The organism is Sinorhizobium sojae CCBAU 05684 (genome assembly GCF_002288525.1).
GTDB classification, from domain to species: domain Bacteria; phylum Pseudomonadota; class Alphaproteobacteria; order Rhizobiales; family Rhizobiaceae; genus Sinorhizobium; species Sinorhizobium sojae.
Genome location: NZ_CP023067.1, coordinates 39,774 through 59,208, shown reverse-complemented (window position 1 = coordinate 59,208; position 19,435 = coordinate 39,774). Strand labels below are relative to the sequence as shown.

The following is a 19,435-nucleotide window of genomic DNA, read 5'->3' as shown; positions in this document are numbered from 1 at the left end:
TTCAGTAATCCACCTGCATGAAATAAAGACCCTCCGGCGGCGCGACGGGACCGCAGGCCTTGCGGTCTCGCGCTTCGAGTGCCGTCTGTAGATCGTCCGGCGTCCATTTGCCCTCGCCGACGAGCTTCAGCGACCCGGCGAAGGAGCGGATCTGGTTATGCAGGAAGCTCTGAGCGCTCGCCCGGATCTCGATGAGTTCGCCGTTGCGGGTAACGTCCAGCCGGTCGAGTGTGCGCATCGGGCTCGTCGCCTGGCAATGAGCCGAGCGGAAGGTGGTGAAATCGTGATGGCCGACGAGCCGCTGTGCCGCCTCGTGCATGGCCACGTGGTCAAGCGTCTTCGGCACCCACCAGGCGCGCCTTGCCTCGAGCGCCAGCGGCGAACGGCGGGAAATGATGCGGTAGAGATAATGGCGGCGGGCGGCGGAAAAGCGCGCGTCGAAATCCGGCGGCACTTCCGCCGCATCGAGGATCGAGACCCGCTCGCCGGCGAGCGTCAGGTGGGCGTTCAGGGCGTTGCGCAGCGTGTGGCTATTCCATTCGCGCCCCAGATCGACATGCGCCACCTGGCCGATCGCATGAACGCCGGAATCGGTGCGCCCCGCACCGCGGATCGAGACCGTCTCGCCGGTCAGCGATAGCACTGCCTTCTCGATCGCCCCTTGCACGGAAGGGCCGTTTTCCTGCCGCTGCCAGCCGACATAATCGGAGCCGTCATACTCGACGGTCAGGCGATAGCGCGGCATATCAGGCGACCCTCGAACCGGCCGGAACGGGCGTGCCGCGCAGAAACTCGGCCGTGGGAAGCACCTTGCCGCCCGCGCGCTGCAAACGCGTCGGCCGCACGGCCCCCTCGCCGCAGGCGATCGTCAATGCTTCGTCGAGCACGGTACCGGGCGCGCCGGTTCCTTCGGCAAGTTCCGACCCCAGAACTTTCGTCCGTTCCACGCGGCCGGCGACCTCGAGTTCGAACCAGGCGCCGGGAAAGGGCGACAGGCCGCGAATATGGTTGTGGACCTCGCGCGCAGGCTTTGAAAAATCGATGCGCGTCTCGTCCTTGGTGATCTTGGCGGCGTAGACGACGCCCTCCTCCGGCTGCGGCGTCAGCGTCAGGTCGCCGGCCTCAAGCTTCACCATCGCCTCCTTCATCAGGCCCGCGCCGACATGCATCAGCTTGTCGTGCAATTCGCCGGCCGTCATCGTTTCACCGATCGCAACGCGCTCGGTCAGCGCGACGGGGCCGGTGTCTAGCCCCTTGTCCATTTTCATCACCATGATGCCGGTCTCGCTGTCGCCGGCCATGATGGCGCGCTGGATGGGCGCGGCACCCCGCCAGCGCGGAAGAAGCGAGGCGTGGCCGTTGTAGCAGCCGTGGCGCGTGCCCGAGAGAATCTCCTCCGGCAGCAAGAGCCCGTAGGCGACGACGACTGCGACATCGGCATTGAACTCGCGGAAGCTCCGGCGATCGGCCGGGTCCTTGAAGTTGACGGGTGTGAACACCGGGGCGCCCAGAAGCTCCGCCGCCTGATGCACCGGAGACTTCTGGAGATCGAGGCCGCGCCGGCCGCCGGGACGCGGCGGCTGCGTGTAGACGGCGACGATCTCGTGCCCGGCTTCTGCCAGCGCTGCCAGCGTCGGAACGGCAAATTCCGGTGTGCCCATGAAGATGATGCGAAGCGGCAAATCGGTGAACTCCGTATCTCTCGATTGCGCGAAACGGCGTCGTGCTCAAGCGCCGATCTCTGATGCCACCTCAATCGGAGCGGTCAGATCGCACGGCTCCCGCGCATCTTGGCGGCCTTGGTGAACTTGCGAATCACCATATCGCGCTTGAGCTTGGAAATATGGTCGATGAAGAGCACCCCGTTAAGGTGATCGATCTCGTGCTGCAGGCAGGTGGCAAGCAGCCCGTCGGCCTCGATGGTCCGCTCCTTGCCATCGCGGTCGAGAAATTCGACGGTGATCGCCGCCGGGCGCTCGACTTCGGCGTAGTAGTCCGGAATCGACAGGCAGCCTTCCTCGTAGACCGAGCGCTCGTCGGAGGCGCGGACGACCTTCGGATTGATGAAGACGAGCGGCTTTCTCTCCTCGCCCTCCTTGGTGACATCCAGCACCAGCAGGCGCCTCGGCACGCCGATCTGGATAGCCGCAAGGCCGATGCCGGGGGCATCGTACATGGTTTCGAGCATATCGTCGGCAAGGCGGCGGACCTCGTCGTCGACAGTCTCTACCGGCGGCGACATCTGGCGCAGAATGGGATCGGGAAGGATGATAAGCGGCTTGATCGTCATGCCGCTCCATAACCGATCTTTCCGCCCGGGCGCAAGGAAATTGCCGATGGCGGGTCGGACCGGACCTCGACAGACTCCCGCCGAGGCGCGATTTTTCTTTGTTCTCGTTTTGATCTGGCTATCGGAAACGAATCTGTTAGGCTGCGGCCATGGAGCCCATCGCCTTTTCCTTCGACCAGCCGCTGTTTCAACTCGGCGCCCTGCCCGTCGCCGCGGGACATCTTATCACCGCTGCCGCCTTGCTGATGGCACTCCTCGCGATCATGGCCGCGCGCCGTAACCGGGCGCTTCGTGCAGACGAGCGCGCCGAGCAGATAACGGCCCTTCTTGCGGCACAGACGGAGATGCAGGGGCGGATCGCAGCCATGACGGACGTCTTCGGCGCCCGACAGGCCGAGCTCAACCAATCGCTCAGCCAGCGGATCGACGGGATGACGCACCGGATCGGCGCCTCGATCAGCGAGCAGACCAAGGCAACACACGAGAATCTCCGGCGGCTGCAGGAGCGGTTGGCCGTCATCGACAGCGCCCAGAACAACATCCAGGCGCTCGCCAAGGACATGGCCGGGCTGCAGAGCATCCTTTCCAACAAGCAGACGCGCGGTGCCTTCGGCCAGTCGCGCATGGAGGCGATCGTCGCGGATGGACTGCCGATCGGCGCCTACACCTTTCAGGCGACGCTCTCCAACGGGGGCCGGCCGGACTGCGTCATCCGCATGCCGAACGACCAGCCGCCGCTCGTCATCGACGCCAAATTCCCGCTGGAGGCCTGGAACGCCATGCGCGATGCCGCGAGCGCCGAACGGCGCCAGCAGGCCGCGCAGGCCTTCCGCCGTGACATGGAGGTTCATATCCGCGATATCGCCGGAAAATACCTGCTCTCCGGCGAAACGCAGGAGACCGCGTTTCTCTTCGTCCCGTCCGAATCGATCTTCGCCGAGATCCACGAGCATTTCGAGGCAATCGTACAGAAGGCGCATCGCCAGCGCGTCGTCATCGTCTCGCCATCGCTGCTGCTCCTTGCGATCCAGGTTATCCAGGCGATCCTGAAGGACGCACGCATGCGCGAGCAGGCGCATCTGATCCAGGGCGAGGTCGTCCGCCTGATGGAGGATCTGTCGCGCCTCGACGAGCGCGTGCGCAAGCTCCAGGGACACTTCGCCATGGCGCAGAAGGATATCGACGATATCCTCGTCTCCTCCGACAAGCTGACGCGCCGCGGCGCGAAGATCGAGACGCTGGAACTGGAAACGGTACCCCCACCCGAGCGCAGCAGCAAGGGAGAAGGGCTGAGCGAGCGGTCCATCGACGGCCGCATCGGTCAATTGAAGCTCAGAGTGGTTGACGAGGACTGACGCGCTCGGGCACTCTCCGGCAAAATCAGCAACCGACGGGCACACCCACATGATCACTATCCTTGGGTCCATCAACATGGACCTGATCGCCACGACCGCGCGCCTCCCGAAGCCCGGCGAAACCGTTGCCGGGACCGGCTTTGCCACCGCCGCCGGCGGCAAGGGCGCCAACCAGGCGCTGGCTGCCCGCCGCGCCGGCGCTTCCGTGCGAATGGCCGGTGCCGTCGGCTCGGACAGCTTCGCCGAAGGCGCGCTTGCGCTGCTCAAGGAGGCGGGCACCGATCTCGATCTTGTGAAGACGGCCGAGGCGCCGACCGGTACCGCACACATCATCGTCGGCGGCGATGGCGAGAATGTCATCGTCGTCGTCGCGAGTGCCAATGCCGCCGTCAGCGACGCCGACGCCATTGCCGCCGTCGAGTCGATGTCGCCCGGCGACACGCTGATGTTGCAACTCGAAATACCGGCTGCCTCCGTGGAGAAGGCACTTACTGAGGCCCGGCGCCGCGGCATCCGCTCCGTGATCAACATTGCGCCGCTGACGCCAGACGCGGCCCGTTTGGGCCGCATGGCCGATATTGTCATCGCAAACGAAACCGAGTTCGAATTGCTGGCCGGCAGGAGCGGCATCGCAGGCGCCGAGCGGGACGAGGCGATGAAGGCTCTGCACACGGAGACCGGGCAGACCGTGATCGTCACGCTGGGCGCCGACGGCGTCGTGGCGATCCACGATGGCGAGGTCCATCGCGCCAAGGGGCTGGCGATCGAGCCCATCGACACGGTCGGCGCCGGCGACACCTTCTGCGGCTATCTCGCCGCAAGCCTCGATGCGGGGCTCTCCTTCCCCGAAGCGCTTCGCCGCGCCGCCGTAGCCGGGTCGCTTGCCTGCCAGAAGCCAGGCGCGCAACCGTCCATCCCGCACGCCTCCGAGGTGGCGGCCCGCCTCTGACGGAGCCGCGCCAATATACCGCCATTCGCAATCCGGATAGGCTCTGTCGCGACAAGGACTCCTGCACCCCGGATATCCTCGAAAGGGCCAGGAATCGGCCGATTTGTTGCCTCTATCTTAATCTTTGATCGTTTATCCAGATTACGAAGCGAGCCATTTTTGGCCCGGTTCCTTCATGCCGGTCGGCATCACGCGCTCCATGATGGAGTTTCACCCTACAGTTCGGACTGTCGCGCCGCATCGCAAGCTGCGGACTCTCAGTGCGTGAGGATTTAATGATCAAGTTCCATGCCAAATCGCTGGCGACCAAGCTGATTGCCGTGACGGGCGGCACAATTGCCCTGGTGCTGCTTGCGTCGAATTTCGTTCTCATTTCCCAGACCCAGGACCGCGTCGAGACGCTGGTCTTTGACGGCGCGCAGGCGGAAGCACGCGCCATTGCTTCCGACATCGCCGGCAGCGTCGGCGAGCTCGCCGCGGCGGCGCGGACGATGTCAGGCGTGCTCGGGCGCGCCCACGCGGGAAAGGCCGTCGACCGCGCTGGCGCCATCAACCTTCTGAAGGCAAACCTGGACCAGCATGAATTCGCCTTCGGCAGCTGGTTTGCCGAGGAGATCAAGGCCTTCGACGGGCGTCAGCAGGAAGTCGCCAACAGCAAGGAACTCGGCGCCAACGCAGACGGCGTCTTCACGCCCTACTGGTCGAAGAACCGCGACGGCCAGGCGCAATTTTCGACCTTCGGCGCCGACTATGCTGCCGAATGGTACGCTCTGGCCGCGAAGAGTGGCAAGGGCGCGATCACGCAACCTTATCTCGCCGAGGGCACCGACGTACCGACGACGATGACGTCGATCGCCTATCCGGTGATGTCAGACGGCAGGATGATCGGTGTCTCGGGCGTCGACATTTCGCTCGCTTCGCTCGCCGACCGGCTCGGCAAGCTCAAGCCTTTCGGGTCGGGCCGCGTATACCTGCTTTCGCAGAGCGGAAAATGGCTCGCCGCGCCGATTCCCGAATTGCTCATGAAGGATTATGAGGGCGAAGGCGCCGAGATGATCGAGAATGCCCTCTCGTCAGACGCCTCCGGCACGATCAGGAACCTGAGCTATGACGGAAACGAACCCTTCGATCGCGTCGTCTATCCCTTCAAGCTACCCAATGTGAACGCCAGCTGGGTCGTGCTCGTGGACGTGCCTCGGGCCGTCATCAACGCCCCGGTCAACGACCAGACCTATATGATGATCGGTGGCGGCCTCGTCGTCCTCCTCGCCGTGCTCACGGGCCTCTATGTCGCCGTGCGCCGTTTCGTGCAGAATCCGCTCTCCGGGCTCGTGCGCGACGTAGAGACGCTCGGAAACGGTGATTATGGAAATCCGATCTCCGGCCAGGACCGCACCGACGAAACCGGCGCCGTGGCCAAGGCGCTCGAAGGCTTCCGCCACCAGCTTGCCGACAACACACGCCTGGAAAGCGAAGCCCGGCACGAACGCGAGCAGGCGGAGCGCGAACGCAGCCGCTCGGAGAGCGAGCGAGCCGAAACCAGCGCGCTCCAGCGCGACATCGTCGCACGCCTCGGCAAGGGCCTCTCGCATCTCGCATCCGGCGATCTCGCCTTTCGGATCTTGGATGAATTCCCCGGTGAATACGCGCAGCTCAAACGCGACTTCAACGCGACCATGGAGAGCCTCGAAGAGACGATCCGCACCGTCAACCAGTCCGTCGTCAACATCGGCGGCGGTACCGGCGAAATTTCGAGCGCCGCGAACGATCTCTCGCAGCGGACCGAACAGCAGGCAGCAAGTCTCGAGGAAACCGCAGCCGCCCTCGACGAGCTGACTTCGCAGGTCAATGCCAGCGCCGAAAACGCGAAGGTCGCCGCGAAATCCGTCGAACTCGCCAGCAGCGATGCCGAACAGTCGGGCGAAGTCGTGCAAAAGGCGATCGCTGCAATGCATGGCATCGAGCAATCCTCGCATGAAGTCAGCCGCATCATCGGCGTCATCGACGAGATTGCTTTCCAGACCAATCTCCTGGCGCTCAATGCCGGAGTCGAAGCCGCTCGCGCCGGCGAGGCGGGCAAGGGCTTTGCGGTCGTGGCGCAGGAAGTCCGCGAGCTCGCCCAGCGCTCCGCAAATGCCGCCAAGGAGATCAAGACGCTGATCAACACCTCGGCGGGCCAGGTGCGCGAGGGTGTCGATCTGGTCGGCAAGGCGGGCGGCGCGCTCGAAAAGATCGCAGAGCAGGTGGTCGAAATCAACGGGCTGATCCGCCAGATCTCGAGCTCCGCCTCCGAGCAGGCGGTCGGGCTCAAGGAGATCAACTCGGCCGTCAACCAGATGGACCAGGTGACGCAGCAGAACGCCGCCATGGTCGAGGAGACGACGGCGGCCAGCGTGGCGCTGAACGACGAGGCCCGCGCGCTCAGCGCTCTCGTCTCCCGCTTCCACCTGGCGGAGCAGGAGCCGGCGCAGGTCGCCGCCGATCGGCTGCGGGGCACCGCCGAGCGCATGCGGTCAGCCGAAGGTTCTGCTTCCCGTCCCCATTCCGCCGCAGACAACCGCCCGCAGCAAGGTAGTGGCTACTCCGCCCCGAGGCAGCGCACGCCGGTCCGGACCATCGGCGCCAACGCCCTGGCGGACAACAACTGGGAAGAGTTCTGACCAAAACAGGAGAAACAGCAAACGGCGCCCATTGGCGCCGTTTGCATATTCGGGGCCATCGCCCCGGGGAATACTCAGATACGCGCCAGACGATCTGTGAGCAGATCGAAGAAGCCCTCGTCGTCGATGTGCCGCATGACCCTGGCATTATGCTCGCGACCGGTGACCTGCCACCAGTCGACGACAGTCATGCCGGTGGTCAGCGCCGAAGTCGTTTCGATCTCCACATTGCAGTCGCGACCGGTGAAGAGCTCTGGCCGCAACAGATAGGCGATCACAGTCGGGTCATGCAGCGGCCCACCATCGGTGCCGTATTTCTCGATATCGAAGCGCTCGAAGAACTCCAGCATCTCCGCCAGCGCAACCGCCGCCGGGCTGCCGATGGCGCGGATCTTCTCGACACGGACCTGATGCGTGAGGACGCGGTGCGTCACGTCGAGCGGCATCATCACGATCGGGATGCCGGAACGGAAGACGATTTCGGCGGCTTCCGGATCGACAAAGACGTTGAATTCGGCCGCCGGCGTGATGTTGCCGCCCTCGAAAAAGCCGCCCCCCATCATCACCAGTTCCCGTACCCGCGGGGCAATCTCCGGCGCCTTAGTGAGGGCGAGCGCAATGTTGGTGAGCGGACCAAGCGTGCAAAGCGTCACTGCGCCCGGCGCCTCGGCCTTGAGCGTCGCAATGATGAAATCGACGGCGTGCTGGTCCTGAAGCGCTATTGTCGGCTCGCTCAGATCGGGGCCGTCGAGCCCGGTCTTGCCATGGACGTGCTCGGCGGTGACGAGCGGGCGCGCCACCGGCCTGTCAGCCCCGGCGAAGACCCTCACGTCCGTCCTGCCGCAAAGCTCGCAGACGATCCGGGCGTTGCGCGCCGTCAGCGTGAGCGGGACATTGCCTGCGACGGTGGTGATGCCGAGGACGTCGATCTCTTCCGGGCTGCCGAAGGCGAGCATGATCGCGGCCGCATCATCCTGCCCCGGATCCGTGTCGATGATGATCTTTCGCGCGTTTGACACTTGTCTCACTCCTGCCATCTCGATCCTGCGGGTTTGCCGCCAAACCCACAACCACGGCGCGGCTCGAGGCCCGCGTCTGGAGGACTATGATTTGCGTGCGCGGCGGAGGCAAGCCGCTTGCACTCGTTGCGCACAGCTACCATATTGCTTGGCAGGATGCTGCTTGGCAGGTCCTAAAGATGGTCGCTTGAGCTCGCAAGGACTTGAGGAATGAGCAGGATTACGCCTTTTACGAGCCCGCTCCTGGTGGGCTTCGACAGCATGGAAAAGACCCTTGAGCGCATCGCCAAGGCGAACGACGGTTACCCTCCCTACAATATCGAGCGCATTCACGGCGACGGCACGGCCGGCTCACCGGAACGCTTGCGCATCACACTCGCCGTCGCCGGCTTTTCCGAGGACGACCTAGACGTAACGACCGAGGAAAACCAGCTCGTCATCCGCGGTCGCCAGATAGAAACCGGCGAGAGGGATTATCTCCATCGCGGCATCGCAGCCCGCCAGTTCCAGCGCACCTTCGTCCTTGCCGACGGTATGCAGGTCCTCGGTGCGGAATTGCGCAACGGGCTTCTATCTGTCGATCTCGTGCGGCCCGAACCGGTCAAAATGGTAAAGAAAATTAACATTTCGGTCCCAGAATAGGATAACCGGCGGGTATTTCCCGCGCCGGCGACCACGGAGCACGACCATGGGACTGAAAACCATCAGCACATCGCTGTCCAAGAACGACCTCGCGCATCTCGGCGCAGGCGAAGTTGGCTATATCCGCAAGATGCGTTCGGAGGAGGTCTCCCGCTGTTTCCCGGAAGCGCCTGAAATGGGCCCCGGCATCGATCTCTGGGCCCTGTTTGCGGCCGACGGAACGCCGATCCTCTTGACCGACAATCGTTCCAGCACCTTTTTCAAAGCAGCGGAAGACGATCTGCGCACCGTAAGCCTGCATTGATTGCTGGCCCCTGTGCCGAAGCTGTGAATTGCCCTTCATCTGGTCGCGGCATCGCCCCTCATCCCGCCGCCGCGATCTTCTCCCCGCAGGCGGGGAGAGGGGCCGTGCCGCGGCCGTTCACATGCTCGCGGGCGTAGACTCTAAAGCGCCGCGCGTCTTATCAGACGCGCAAAGATTCGCTGTAGCACTTTGAATTGCTACCTGTCTTTGTCCTTAAACCGGGTCGATTTGAGGAGACATGCAGTAGCCGCAAATTGCGCCTGTGTCCCCTCTCCCCGCTTGCGGGGAGAGGGCTAGGGTGAGGGCAATGCGACCTGCGCTAAATACGCCGGAAAGTCAGATAGGCGGACTTGCGGCCCTCCCGGCGGGCCTTGGCCTCGTAGCGCGTGCTCGGCCAGCCCGGGAATGGCGACAGCCAATCGGCCGCATTTTCCGCCGTCCATTCGAAGGCTGCGTGATCGCGGCAATGGATGAGGGTCCAGTTGACGTAGCTGTCGATGTCCGAGGCGAAACAGAAGAGGCCGCCGGGTCTCAGCGCGCGGGCGATACGGTCAAGATTGACCGTCGAGACGAAACGCCGCTTCCAGTGCTTCCGCTTCGGCCAGGGATCGGGATAGAGCAGATCGATCTGGTCCAGACAGGCGGCCGGCAGCCAGTCGAGCACCTGGGTCGCATCGTCGTCGTAAAGCCGGATATTGCTGATCCCCCGCGTTTGAATCTGGCCGAGCAGCTTTGCCATGGAATTGACGAAGGGCTCCACGCCGATGAAGCCCGTGGACGGATCCTCCGCGGCGCGATGCACGAGGTGCTCGCCGCCGCCGAAGCCGATCTCCAGACGGATCCGCTCGACCGGCACGGGGAAGAGCTCGGACAGAGTGGCAGGCGCCGGACGGCCCACGTCGAGCTTCAGAACCGGCAGAAGGGTTTCCAGATTCGTGGCCTGGCGCTCTCGCAAGGGCTTGCCCTTGCGGCGGCCGTAGAAGGCCTCCGTTGCTCTGGCGCGGCGCGGTTCAGTCATGTCGTCGTTCCATTCCAACAGTCAGGGCGGATGCCCGTTTGCGAGCATCCGCCCCGATTTAGCAGAACCACGCATCCGAATCGATCCGTGGCCCGATGCTTTCCCTTGAGGGTGATTCCTGCCGACCGCTGGCAGGTCAGGCGGCGCGGCCGTTGACCGCCGCAGCGTCGAGCGCGATCGCTTCCTTGAGCGGCTTCACGAGATCGAGCTTTTCCCAGGAGAAGGAGCCGTCGCGGCCGGCCTTGCGTCCGAAATGGCCGTAAGCGGCCGTCTTGGCATAGATCGGACGGTTGAGATCGAGGTGGCGGCGAATGCCAGTGGGGGAGAGGTCCATAGTCTTGCGGATCGCCCTTTCGACTTGGTCTTCGGAGACCTTGCCCGTGCCGTGCAGGTCGACATAGATCGACAGCGGCTGCGCGACACCGATCGCGTAGGAGAGCTGGATGGTGCAACGTTCGGACAGGCCGGCCGCCACCACGTTCTTGGCGAGGTAGCGAGCTGCATAGGCAGCCGAGCGGTCGACCTTGGTCGTGTCCTTGCCGGAAAAGGCGCCGCCACCATGGGGCGCGGCACCGCCATAGGTATCGACGATGATCTTCCGGCCGGTAAGACCCGCATCGCCGTCCGGCCCACCAATGACGAACTTGCCGGTTGGATTGATGTACCAGGTGCAGTCGTCGGCGATCTTCAGGTCGGCGAGCGCTTCGAGGATATATGGCTCGACGACGGCGCGAACCTTGGCCGAATCCCAGCTCTCGTCGAGATGCTGCGTCGAAAGCACGATTGAGGTGACCTCCGCCGGCTTGCCGTCGATATAACGGACGGTCACCTGACTCTTGGCGTCCGGGCCGAGCTTGGCGACTTCGCCGTCGCCCTTTTTGCGCGCGGCGGCGAGCAGGTTCAGGATGCGATGCGAATAGTAGATGGGAGCCGGCATGAGTTCGGCCGTCTCGCGGCAGGCATAGCCGAACATGATGCCCTGGTCGCCGGCCCCCTCCTCGCCCTGCTTGTCGGCGGCACTATCGACGCCCTGGGCTATATGCGCGGACTGGAAATGCAGGAGCACGTCGATCTTGGCCGTCTTCCAGTGGAAGCCGTCCTGCTCATAGCCGATATCACGAATGGCCTTGCGGGCGGCGGACTTGAACTTCGACGGGTTGATCACGTCGTTGCCGTTCTTGTCCTTTTTCAGGAGGCTCGGCGGGAGGCGGACTTCGCCGGCAATAACGACACGGTTGGTCGTCGCCAGCGTCTCGCAGGCAATGCGCACACTCCAGGGGTCGACTCCGGACTTCGCCGCTTCGCGGTAGACCAGATCGACGATCTCGTCGGAAATGCGGTCACACACTTTGTCCGGATGACCTTCGGCTACGGATTCACTCGTGAACAGGTAGTTTGCGCGCATGCGGGAAGTCCCCTCAGTGAAAGAAGCGTCCCGAACTGTTAGTGGTTTTGCCGCCGAAAAACAAGCGAACAACGACATAAATATATGTTTATATCGGCATCACAATCTCTGGCGAGGCTGGCGTCAGGGTGCTGGCACGGAACGCGCCGACCGCATGAAAAAAGCGGCCCGGGGCCGCTTTTTCAAGTTTACTCAAAGGGTTTGCCTCAATCGCTCTCCGCCTCCGCGGCCAGCGCCTTGACGAGATCCACCAACTTGCGTCGGACCTTCGGGTCGGAAATCCTGACGAAGGCGCGATTGAGCTGCAGCCCTTCGGAGGACGACAGGAAATCGACCACATAGTTGGAACTGGACGGCTCCCCCGTTCCGGAATGTACGCCGGTTCCCTCCCCCGGGGCATCCTCGAAGAAAAACGAGACCGGGACATTGAGGATCGTGGCGATGTTCTGCAGGCGGCTGGCGCCGACGCGGTTCGTGCCCTTTTCGTATTTCTGGATCTGTTGAAAGGTGATCCCCAGACTCTCGCCGAGCTTCTCCTGGCTCATGCCAAGCATCGTCCGGCGAAGGCGAATCCGGCTGCCGACATGAATGTCGATCGGATTCGGCTTCTTCTTATTTTCGACCATTTTCGCGTTCCTAAACACGCTGTTTCATTGAGCCACAACCTCTCATTGCTTATCCTTGCATCAGAAGCACGCTGCCCGCGAAGGCAGCGCTATAGCGGCAGGTGGAGGTTGATGGTAAAAACCACTATGCAATTTTAGGGGTTTTTGGTCAATTCTTCCGATGACTGAAACTTCTGCGAGAAAAAAACGCAATCAAAAAGAGAATTCCCGTCGCAACCCAGAAAATCCGGCCGCGCGTAATAGCATCAGTCGCCGTGAGCATTTTTCCCGGTAGGGTAGTATCTACAACTCCCTTGTAATTGTATCCCAATCCTACCACTAAAACACCGCGTGCATCAATCATTGCTGATATACCGCTATTGGCGGAGCGGATCATCGGCGTCCCACTTTCGACGGTACGGAGCTGCGCCTGGTGAAAATGCTGGCGGGGACCGGGCGTATCGCCGAACCAGGCATCATTGGTAACGTTCAAGAGCGCGTCGGCCAGATGGCCGTTGCCGTCGATCTCGTCGGCAAAGATCGCTTCATAGCAGATCAGCGGATATATCGTCCCGCCCCCCGGCAGCGTCAGCAGCGGACGCGTTCGCGCCGCCGAAAAGCCGCCGGGCATCGAGGCGGCGACGGAACTCAGGCCCCAGGACGAAAGCAATTGCTCAAACGGCAGATATTCGCCGAAGGGTACCAGGTGAACCTTGTCGGCAGCGCCGACGATCTGGCCGCGGTCGTCGATGACATAGATCGAATTGTAATAGCGCGGCGGCAGGCCGGCGCCCGCATCCTCGGCGCGAACAGCGCCGGTGATGAGGATCTGCCCCTCACCGAGAACCTCGGCGATGCGAGTCAGCGCGTCGGGATTGTCCGTCAGGATGAAGGGGATCGATGTTTCCGGCCAGACCACGATGTCCGGCCTTTTAGCGCCCTCCTCCCCCGGCGCGGCGGTCAGCGCGAGATGCTCCTCGAAAACTGCGGCGCGCTCGCGGTCGTCGAGCTTCTTCGCCTGGTCGATGACCGGTTGAACCAGCCGCACCGTCGATGGCGGTTCCGTCGCCGCCGGTGCCGGCAGGGTCAGCCTGTAGTAGCCGAAGCCGATATGCGCGGCGAAGAGTGCGATGGCGGCGGCAAGACCGATGCGTGCTCCCTTGCCCGTACCGACGAGGGCGGGGGCCGCAAACACGAAGACGGCCAGCATATTGATCGTTGCGAGGTTCACGACACTTGCCGATTGCATCATCAGCGGCATCGGTATCGCCGCATAGCCAATCGCATTCCAGGGAAAGCCGGTGAAGAGGAAACTGCGCAGCCATTCCGCAAGGCCAAAGCCGAGAGCAAGCGCGGCAATACGGCCGACACCGTCGGACCAGAGACAGCGGGCCACGAGCACGGCGAAGGCATAGAAGAGCGCGAGAAAAGCAGGGAGTCCTATGACCGCCAGCGGCAGCGCCCAGGCGAAGACATCCGCCTCCACGAGAAGGGCGTTTCCGAGCCACCATAAACCACCAAGAAAATAGCCGAAGCCAAAGCTCCAGCCGATCGAAACGGCCGGCAGCAGGCGCCGGACGAGGCTCTCGTTCGGATCGGGGGCCACGCCATCGATCAACCAGACCAGAATTGGGAAAGACAGGAAGGCCGCCGCAAAGATCCCGAAAGGCGCTTGGGCGAACATTGCCACAAGGCCGGCGAGAAAGCCGACAAATGCTCTGGATACTCCGGAAAGGAGGATGATTTTACCTGCCAGTCGTTCCATTGACACTCCAATCGGCGGCCGGAAAAGCCGCACGGGAAGAACCGAATCGATCGGCGGCAGTTTTCCAAAAAAACGGCGGCTTGTCCCGCCACAGCGGCCGCTATCCTGTCAGACGTAGCAATTGCGCCGATGACTTCGCGTGGCGGTTGAGATAAGATTGATACGGGTTAACCACAGTTGCCAAATATGCTGGAGCGCAGCTATCGGTTTTCCCATTCTTGCGTACCATGTCGTCATCAGGCGTTCGACTCCGCCTGCGGCGATCAGTCTTGGGCGCCGGGACCGGGTATGTTGAGTGACAAAGGAGTCACAATGTTTGATTCCCGCGAAAAGATCGCACTTTTCATCGATGGCGCCAACCTTTACGCAGCGTCGAAGAGCCTGGGCTTCGACATCGATTACCGCAAATTGCTGAGCGCATTCCAGAAGCGCGCCTACCTGCTGCGCGCCTATTACTACACGGCGTTGATCGAAGACCTTGAGTTTTCCTCTATCCGCCCCTTGATCGATTGGCTCGACTACAATGGCTATACGGTCGTCACCAAACCGGCCAAGGAATTCACCGATGCCCACGGTCGGCGCAAGATCAAGGGCAATATGGATATAGAACTCGCGATCGACGCCATGGAACAATCCGAGGTCGCCGACCATATTGTGATCTTCTCCGGCGACGGCGACCTCACCACGCTCGTCGAGGCCCTGCAGCGCAAGGGACGCAAGGTCTCCGTAGTTTCGACCATGTCGACCCAGCCGCCGATGGTTGCCGACGACCTGCGCCGTCAGGCGGACCATTTCATCGACCTGATCACGCTCCGCGGCGAGATCGATCGGCACCCGCCGGAATATGCACCCCAGCCGGCCAAACAGAAGGACGAAGACGTCAGCCATTGACCCGGGAAGTCGCGCAGCGGTGGCGCGCACGCATGTGCGTTGAGCCCCATGCTCCGGCAGGCCGAGACATTTTCGCAATCTCAGGCGGCGATCACTCCACGGGAGGTGGAGGCTGCACGCCGGTCTGACCGCCGCCAATTGGCGTGAACGTCTCCGGCACGCCCTCCCTCTCGGTCTTGACCAGTCGCCGACGGGCCGCCGGTCGCTTGCGCATGATGCGCACGCGCTTCACGCGGCGCGGATCCGCGTCGAGGATCTGGAACTCGAAGCCGGGAATAGCCTGCACCACCTCGCCGCGAACGGGAATCCGGCCGAGCGATGCGAAGACGAGGCCGCCAAGCGTATCGACATCCTCGATCTGCTCGCGCACGTCGAAGTCCGGGCCGATCGCCTTCGCGATCTCCTCCAGCTCGACACGGGCATCGGCCAGGTAGACGTCGTCCGAGGTGCTGGCGAACATCACCTCCTCATCGTCATGCTCGTCCTCGATGTCGCCGACCACCATTTCGACGATGTCCTCGAGCGAGACGAGGCCGTCGGTGCCGCCATATTCGTCGATGACGAGAGCCATCTGGATGCGTGCGGCCTGCATACGCTGCATCAGGTCCGAGGCGAGCATCGAGGGCGGCACGAAGAGGAGTTGACGTATGATGCCGGCCTCTTCGACCGTCTTGTTCAGGTCGACGCGAGACAGGTCGAAGCCGAGCCTCGGCTGACGCGGCGCCCTTTCGCCCTTTTCGCCAGCCGTGGCGGCCGACGCCTTGCCGTTGCGGCGGCGATTGCGGGCCTGCTTCGTCACATAGGCGAGAAGGTCGCGGATATGGACCATGCCGCGCGGGTCGTCGAGACCCTCGCTGTAGACCGGCATGCGCGAGCGACCGGATTCCTCGAAGAGGACCATGAGCTCGCCGATGGTGATGCTCTGGTCCACCGCTTCGATATCGGCGCGCGGCACCATGACGTCCTCGACGCGCACCTCCCGAAAGCGGAGGATGTTGTTGAGCATCGCCCGCTCCTCAGGCGAGAACACCGTGTTGCTCGCGGCGTCGATCATCAACGCATCTGCGAGATCCTCTCGCAGGCTCGACACGTTTGCTCCGCGCAGCAGCCGTGCAGCTCGGCCCCAGAAGGATGTTGTGGATTTACTGCCCTCTGGTCGGGCGGCGGTACTACTGCCCGCCTCGGGCTCGCTGGAGGCTTCCGCCTCCTCATTCGCAACCGTGACCGGCTGTGTCTTGAAGTCGTTCATCGTTCCAACTGTCATCGCGGGGATCGGTCCCCGTAAGGGTCAGATAGGCCAAGACGCGCCAAAATGCGAGTCTCCAGGCCCTCCATTTTTTCTGCTTCGTCGTCCTGGATGTGATCATACCCGAAAAGATGCAGGAATCCATGGACGAGAAGATGGGTCAAATGTTCCTCGAAGGGCTTTCCCAACTCGGCCGCTTCGTGCTTCAACGTTTCATGGGCGACGACGATGTCGCCGAGCATCGGCCCCGGCATCTTGCCCGGAGCGAGCGGAAAGGCAGGAAACGACAAGACATTGGTCGGCTTGTCCTGCTTGCGCCATTCCGCGTTTATCGCCCTGATCGACACATCATCGGTAAAGACCAGCGACAATTCCGGCGCTAAGGCGGGGAATGGCTGCCCCTCTTCCGTTGCCAGAAAATCCGCTGCTGACTCGAGGACGCCTGTCGAAAACGACTGCAGTTCGTCCTCCGACGGCCAGTCTCCTTCCTCGACGCTGATCTGAATATGCAAAGCCGTCATGGTCGCCCGCGATCGTCAGCGATCGCTTTGCTCACTTTCGTCATGGACGGCCGTATGGCTTTCATAGGCCCTTACGATGCGTGCCACCATCGGATGGCGCACGACGTCCGCATCCTTGAAGCGGATGACCGAAACGCCTTCGACGCCCTTCAGGATCTGCAGCGCCTCGACGAGGCCCGACTTCACACCGCGCGGAAGGTCGACCTGGCTCGGATCGCCGGTCACGATCATCCGGCCATTCTCGCCGAGGCGGGTCAAGAACATCTTCATCTGCATCGAGGTCGTGTTCTGCGCCTCGTCGAGGATGACGGCGGCATTGGCGAGGGTGCGGCCGCGCATGAAGGCGAGCGGCGCGATCTCGATGACGCCGGCCGATATTGCCCGCTCTACCTTGTCGCCGGGCATCATATCGTAAAGGGCGTCGTAGAGCGGCCTCAGATAGGGATCGACCTTCTCCTTCATGTCACCTGGCAGGAAGCCCAGTCGCTCGCCCGCCTCGACCGCGGGCCGCGACAGGATGATGCGATCGATCGCCCCACGCTCAAGAAGCTGAGCGGCATGCGCGACGGCGAGATAGGTTTTGCCGGTGCCGGCGGGACCGACGCCGAAGACGAGCTCAGAGCGGTCCATGGCGCGAATATAGGCATCTTGCATCGGCGTACGCGCGGCGATCGTCTTCTTGCGCGTCGAAATCTGCGCCATGGTCAGCTTGGCCTTGCGCTCCATCGTCGGCAATTGCAGCTGGTCATCCGCCGCAACCGCCATTCGAATCGCGCCCTCGACATCGGATGTCTCGATGGCGGCGCCGCTTTGCAGCCGTCCGTAGAGGTAATCGAGCGCGCGCCGCGCCTGGTTCGTCGCCACGACATCGCCGGAGATGGCAACGGAATTCCCCCGCGGCCTTGCATGGATGCGCAGCCGCTCCTCAAGCAATTTCAGATTCTGGTCGAATTGGCCGAAGAGTTCACTGGCGAACCGGTTGTTCTCGAACGTAAGCACGAAGTGATTGGCGTCTGTCGCGGATGTCTTCGATTGGCGCGATGAGGATGAAATCATCTCGTGTCCGTTCAAGCGGTTCGGGCTCCTCGCTCTTGATCTGCAGCACCACGCCTGGACGGCAGCGCGCAGACTCTTTTAACACTTTACCGGCGTAAAAGCTCCCATTGAACTCCATTGCCGGGCACCGCGCTATTCGATCATCTCGGCAAACAGGCTGTTGGAGCCGGCCTTGGTGATTCGTACCCTGATAATGTCACCGATTTGCGATTGCTTTGCATCAACATTCACGGGCTGCAGCCAGGGCGAGCGTCCGACAAGCTGGCCGGCCAGGCGCCCCGGCTTTTCCAGAAGCAGATCGATCTCCCTTCCGACACAGACGGCGGCGAAGTCGCGCTGCTGCTGCGTAAGCAAAATCTGCAATTTTTCCAAGCGCTTGGCCTTCACATCCTCGGGAACCTGATTCTTGAGTTCCGCGCCCGGCGTGCCTGGGCGGCTCGAATATTTGAACGAGAAAGCCTGTGCATAACCGACGCCCTCGACAAGGCGCATCGTGTCCTCGAAGTCCTCGTCGGTCTCGCCCGGGAAGCCGACGATGAAATCGCCGGAGAGCGCGAGGTCCGGTTGCGCGGCGCGGATGCGCTCGACAAGGGCGAGATATTCGGCGGCCGTATGGCGCCGATTCATTGCCTTGAGGATCCGGTCGGACCCGGACTGGACGGGCAGGTGCAGGTAGGGCATCAGCTTCGCCATGGAACGATGTGCCTCGATCAGGCTGTCGTCCATGTCGCGCGGATGGCTCGTGGTATAGCGCAGGCGCGCAAGCCCCTCGATTTCTCCAAGGCTCCTCAGAAGGTCGCCAAGCCCCCAGTCGCGGCCGTCCGGGCCCGTTCCGTGCCAGGCATTGACGTTCTGGCCGAGCAGGGTGATCTCGCGGACGCCGCCCTCCACTAGCTTTTCCGCTTCGGCAAGGATCTGGGCCACCGGCCGCGACACCTCTGCGCCGCGGGTATAGGGCACCACGCAGAAGGTGCAGAACTTGTCGCAGCCCTCCTGCACCGTCAGGAAGGCGGTGACGCCGCGGGCGCGGGTCCTTGCCTTGTCGGGCTGGGGCAGATGTTCGAACTTGTCCTCGATGGCGTATTCCGTCTCGACGACGCGTTCGCCGCTACGCGCCCGCTTCAGCGCCTCGGGCAAGCGATGATAGGTCTGAGGGCCGATGACGAGATCGACGGCCGGCGCACGGCGAAGGATCTCGTCGCCTTCGGCCTGGGCAACGCAGCCGGCGACGCCGATGACCATTTCGCGGCCTTCGCTCGCCCGCGCCTTCTTGAGTTCGCGCAATCGCCCCAGTTCGGAATAGACCTTTTCAGCGGCTTTCTCGCGGATATGGCAGGTATTGAGCAGGACGAAATCCGCCTCTTCCACCGCGTCGGTCGCGACATAACCGTCACGCGAGAGCGCATCCGACATGCGGTCGGAATCATAGACGTTCATCTGGCAGCCATAGGTCTTGACGAAGACCTTGCGCACCGGAACGTGGTCGTCGCCCGCAACGGGCGCTGTGGTCAGAAGGGCGGATTCCTGGGACATGCGCGGTTCTTTAGTTCAAAGCGGCCGAAAATTGAAGCATTTTCGGGTGTGGCAACTGCGCCGTGGCTTGGCAGTACGGCAATCGCAGGGGACCGCGGCCGCGCTGCAAGAGCGTTTATCGCATTGGTCCGAAAATCGTACCCGATTTTCGGAAAGCTCGATGCGCAGACTCCTCG

General features: G+C 62.8%; 18 protein-coding genes. 6 read left to right on the top strand and 12 right to left on the bottom strand.

The genetic code is table 11. From position 1 onward, the window contains the following. Position 1: 1 nt before the first annotated feature. The 3 genes from truA to def all read right to left on the bottom strand — a co-directional run bounded on the left by truA (position 2) and on the right by def (position 2,290). Positions 2-745, bottom strand: coding sequence for a tRNA pseudouridine(38-40) synthase TruA (gene truA, locus SJ05684_RS00285; protein WP_034853825.1), 744 nt, complete (start codon positions 743-745; stop codon positions 2-4). Position 746: 1 nt separating this feature from the next. After that, positions 747-1,682 (bottom strand): methionyl-tRNA formyltransferase, encoded by a 936-nt coding sequence (gene fmt / locus SJ05684_RS00280; protein ID WP_034853822.1) that lies wholly within the window; start codon positions 1,680-1,682, stop codon positions 747-749. A gap of 83 nt (positions 1,683-1,765) precedes the next feature. Continuing rightward, a complete protein-coding gene (gene def, locus SJ05684_RS00275; RefSeq protein ID WP_034853820.1) occupies positions 1,766-2,290 on the bottom strand; it encodes a peptide deformylase in 525 nt (174 codons plus the stop codon). Between the two features lie 149 nt (positions 2,291-2,439). On the opposite strand from def, the gene SJ05684_RS00270 reads away from it, so the two are divergent. The 3 genes from SJ05684_RS00270 (at position 2,440) to SJ05684_RS00260 (ending at position 7,254) form a co-directional block, all read left to right on the top strand. Further along, a complete protein-coding gene (locus SJ05684_RS00270; protein WP_034853818.1) occupies positions 2,440-3,645 on the top strand; it encodes a DNA recombination protein RmuC in 1,206 nt (401 codons plus the stop codon). A gap of 49 nt (positions 3,646-3,694) precedes the next feature. After that, a complete protein-coding gene (locus SJ05684_RS00265) occupies positions 3,695-4,594 on the top strand; it encodes a ribokinase (protein ID WP_034853816.1) in 900 nt (299 codons plus the stop codon). Positions 4,595-4,869: 275 nt separating this feature from the next. Beyond that, positions 4,870-7,254, top strand: a complete 2,385-nt coding sequence (locus SJ05684_RS00260; RefSeq protein ID WP_034853814.1) for a methyl-accepting chemotaxis protein — start codon at positions 4,870-4,872, stop codon at positions 7,252-7,254. A 74-nt stretch (positions 7,255-7,328) separates the two neighbouring features. On the opposite strand, the gene SJ05684_RS00255 is transcribed toward SJ05684_RS00260, so the two are convergent. Then, entirely contained in the window at positions 7,329-8,273 is a 945-nt protein-coding gene (locus SJ05684_RS00255; RefSeq protein WP_034853812.1) for a nucleoside hydrolase, read from the bottom strand. Between the two features lie 210 nt (positions 8,274-8,483). On the opposite strand from SJ05684_RS00255, the gene SJ05684_RS00250 reads away from it, so the two are divergent. Beyond that, positions 8,484-8,915, top strand: a complete 432-nt coding sequence (locus tag SJ05684_RS00250; RefSeq protein WP_034853811.1) for an Hsp20 family protein — start codon at positions 8,484-8,486, stop codon at positions 8,913-8,915. Positions 8,916-8,961: 46 nt separating this feature from the next. Further along, a complete protein-coding gene (locus SJ05684_RS00245) occupies positions 8,962-9,219 on the top strand; it encodes a BQ00720 family protein (protein ID WP_034853809.1) in 258 nt (85 codons plus the stop codon). 319 nt (positions 9,220-9,538) lie between these two features. On the opposite strand, the gene trmB is transcribed toward SJ05684_RS00245, so the two are convergent. From trmB to lnt, 4 genes are all read right to left on the bottom strand, one after another. Next, positions 9,539-10,237 carry a tRNA (guanine(46)-N(7))-methyltransferase TrmB gene (trmB, locus tag SJ05684_RS00240; protein ID WP_034853879.1) on the bottom strand — a complete coding sequence of 233 codons (699 nt, stop codon included), beginning with the start codon at positions 10,235-10,237 and terminating at the stop codon, positions 9,539-9,541. A gap of 136 nt (positions 10,238-10,373) precedes the next feature. Continuing rightward, positions 10,374-11,642 carry a methionine adenosyltransferase gene (gene metK, locus SJ05684_RS00235; RefSeq protein ID WP_034853807.1) on the bottom strand — a complete coding sequence of 423 codons (1,269 nt, stop codon included), beginning with the start codon at positions 11,640-11,642 and terminating at the stop codon, positions 10,374-10,376. Positions 11,643-11,848: 206 nt separating this feature from the next. After that, positions 11,849-12,268 carry a helix-turn-helix domain-containing protein gene (locus SJ05684_RS00230; RefSeq protein ID WP_034853806.1) on the bottom strand — a complete coding sequence of 140 codons (420 nt, stop codon included), beginning with the start codon at positions 12,266-12,268 and terminating at the stop codon, positions 11,849-11,851. A gap of 148 nt (positions 12,269-12,416) precedes the next feature. Beyond that, on the bottom strand, positions 12,417-14,012 hold the full coding sequence (gene lnt / locus SJ05684_RS00225) for an apolipoprotein N-acyltransferase (protein ID WP_095694179.1): 1,596 nt from the start codon (positions 14,010-14,012) through the stop codon (positions 12,417-12,419). Positions 14,013-14,324: 312 nt separating this feature from the next. On the opposite strand from lnt, the gene SJ05684_RS00220 reads away from it, so the two are divergent. Then, entirely contained in the window at positions 14,325-14,903 is a 579-nt protein-coding gene (locus tag SJ05684_RS00220) for a LabA-like NYN domain-containing protein (RefSeq protein ID WP_034853794.1), read from the top strand. Between the two features lie 91 nt (positions 14,904-14,994). Here SJ05684_RS00220 and SJ05684_RS00215 read toward each other — a convergent pair whose 3' ends face one another. The 4 genes from SJ05684_RS00215 to miaB form a co-directional block, all read right to left on the bottom strand. After that, positions 14,995-16,152: a hemolysin family protein gene (locus SJ05684_RS00215; RefSeq protein WP_095694178.1), complete on the bottom strand. Its 1,158-nt coding sequence runs from the start codon at positions 16,150-16,152 to the stop codon at positions 14,995-14,997. Positions 16,153-16,163: 11 nt separating this feature from the next. Beyond that, positions 16,164-16,670, bottom strand: coding sequence for an rRNA maturation RNase YbeY (gene ybeY / locus SJ05684_RS00210; RefSeq protein WP_034853790.1), 507 nt, complete (start codon positions 16,668-16,670; stop codon positions 16,164-16,166). A gap of 15 nt (positions 16,671-16,685) precedes the next feature. Continuing rightward, positions 16,686-17,741: a PhoH family protein gene (locus SJ05684_RS00205; protein ID WP_034853788.1), complete on the bottom strand. Its 1,056-nt coding sequence runs from the start codon at positions 17,739-17,741 to the stop codon at positions 16,686-16,688. A 117-nt stretch (positions 17,742-17,858) separates the two neighbouring features. Further along, a complete protein-coding gene (gene miaB / locus SJ05684_RS00200; RefSeq protein ID WP_034853786.1) occupies positions 17,859-19,259 on the bottom strand; it encodes a tRNA (N6-isopentenyl adenosine(37)-C2)-methylthiotransferase MiaB in 1,401 nt (466 codons plus the stop codon). Positions 19,260-19,435: the final 176 nt, after the last annotated feature.

What these genes read in the sequence shown, in the direction of transcription:
- truA (WP_034853825.1), bottom strand. Translation starts at nt 745, where the DNA reads ATGCCGCGCTATCGCCTGACCGTCGAGTATGACGGCTCCGATTATGTC.
- def (WP_034853820.1), bottom strand. Translation starts at nt 2,290, where the DNA reads ATGACGATCAAGCCGCTTATCATCCTTCCCGATCCCATTCTGCGCCAG.
- SJ05684_RS00270 (WP_034853818.1), top strand. Translation starts at nt 2,440, where the DNA reads ATGGAGCCCATCGCCTTTTCCTTCGACCAGCCGCTGTTTCAACTCGGC.
- SJ05684_RS00265 (WP_034853816.1), top strand. Translation starts at nt 3,695, where the DNA reads ATGATCACTATCCTTGGGTCCATCAACATGGACCTGATCGCCACGACC.
- SJ05684_RS00260 (WP_034853814.1), top strand. Translation starts at nt 4,870, where the DNA reads ATGATCAAGTTCCATGCCAAATCGCTGGCGACCAAGCTGATTGCCGTG.
- SJ05684_RS00250 (WP_034853811.1), top strand. Translation starts at nt 8,484, where the DNA reads ATGAGCAGGATTACGCCTTTTACGAGCCCGCTCCTGGTGGGCTTCGAC.
- SJ05684_RS00245 (WP_034853809.1), top strand. Translation starts at nt 8,962, where the DNA reads ATGGGACTGAAAACCATCAGCACATCGCTGTCCAAGAACGACCTCGCG.
- trmB (WP_034853879.1), bottom strand. Translation starts at nt 10,237, where the DNA reads ATGACTGAACCGCGCCGCGCCAGAGCAACGGAGGCCTTCTACGGCCGC.
- metK (WP_034853807.1), bottom strand. Translation starts at nt 11,642, where the DNA reads ATGCGCGCAAACTACCTGTTCACGAGTGAATCCGTAGCCGAAGGTCAT.
- SJ05684_RS00230 (WP_034853806.1), bottom strand. Translation starts at nt 12,268, where the DNA reads ATGGTCGAAAATAAGAAGAAGCCGAATCCGATCGACATTCATGTCGGC.
- lnt (WP_095694179.1), bottom strand. Translation starts at nt 14,012, where the DNA reads ATGGAACGACTGGCAGGTAAAATCATCCTCCTTTCCGGAGTATCCAGA.
- SJ05684_RS00220 (WP_034853794.1), top strand. Translation starts at nt 14,325, where the DNA reads ATGTTTGATTCCCGCGAAAAGATCGCACTTTTCATCGATGGCGCCAAC.
- SJ05684_RS00215 (WP_095694178.1), bottom strand. Translation starts at nt 16,152, where the DNA reads ATGAACGACTTCAAGACACAGCCGGTCACGGTTGCGAATGAGGAGGCG.
- ybeY (WP_034853790.1), bottom strand. Translation starts at nt 16,670, where the DNA reads ATGACGGCTTTGCATATTCAGATCAGCGTCGAGGAAGGAGACTGGCCG.
- miaB (WP_034853786.1), bottom strand. Translation starts at nt 19,259, where the DNA reads ATGTCCCAGGAATCCGCCCTTCTGACCACAGCGCCCGTTGCGGGCGAC.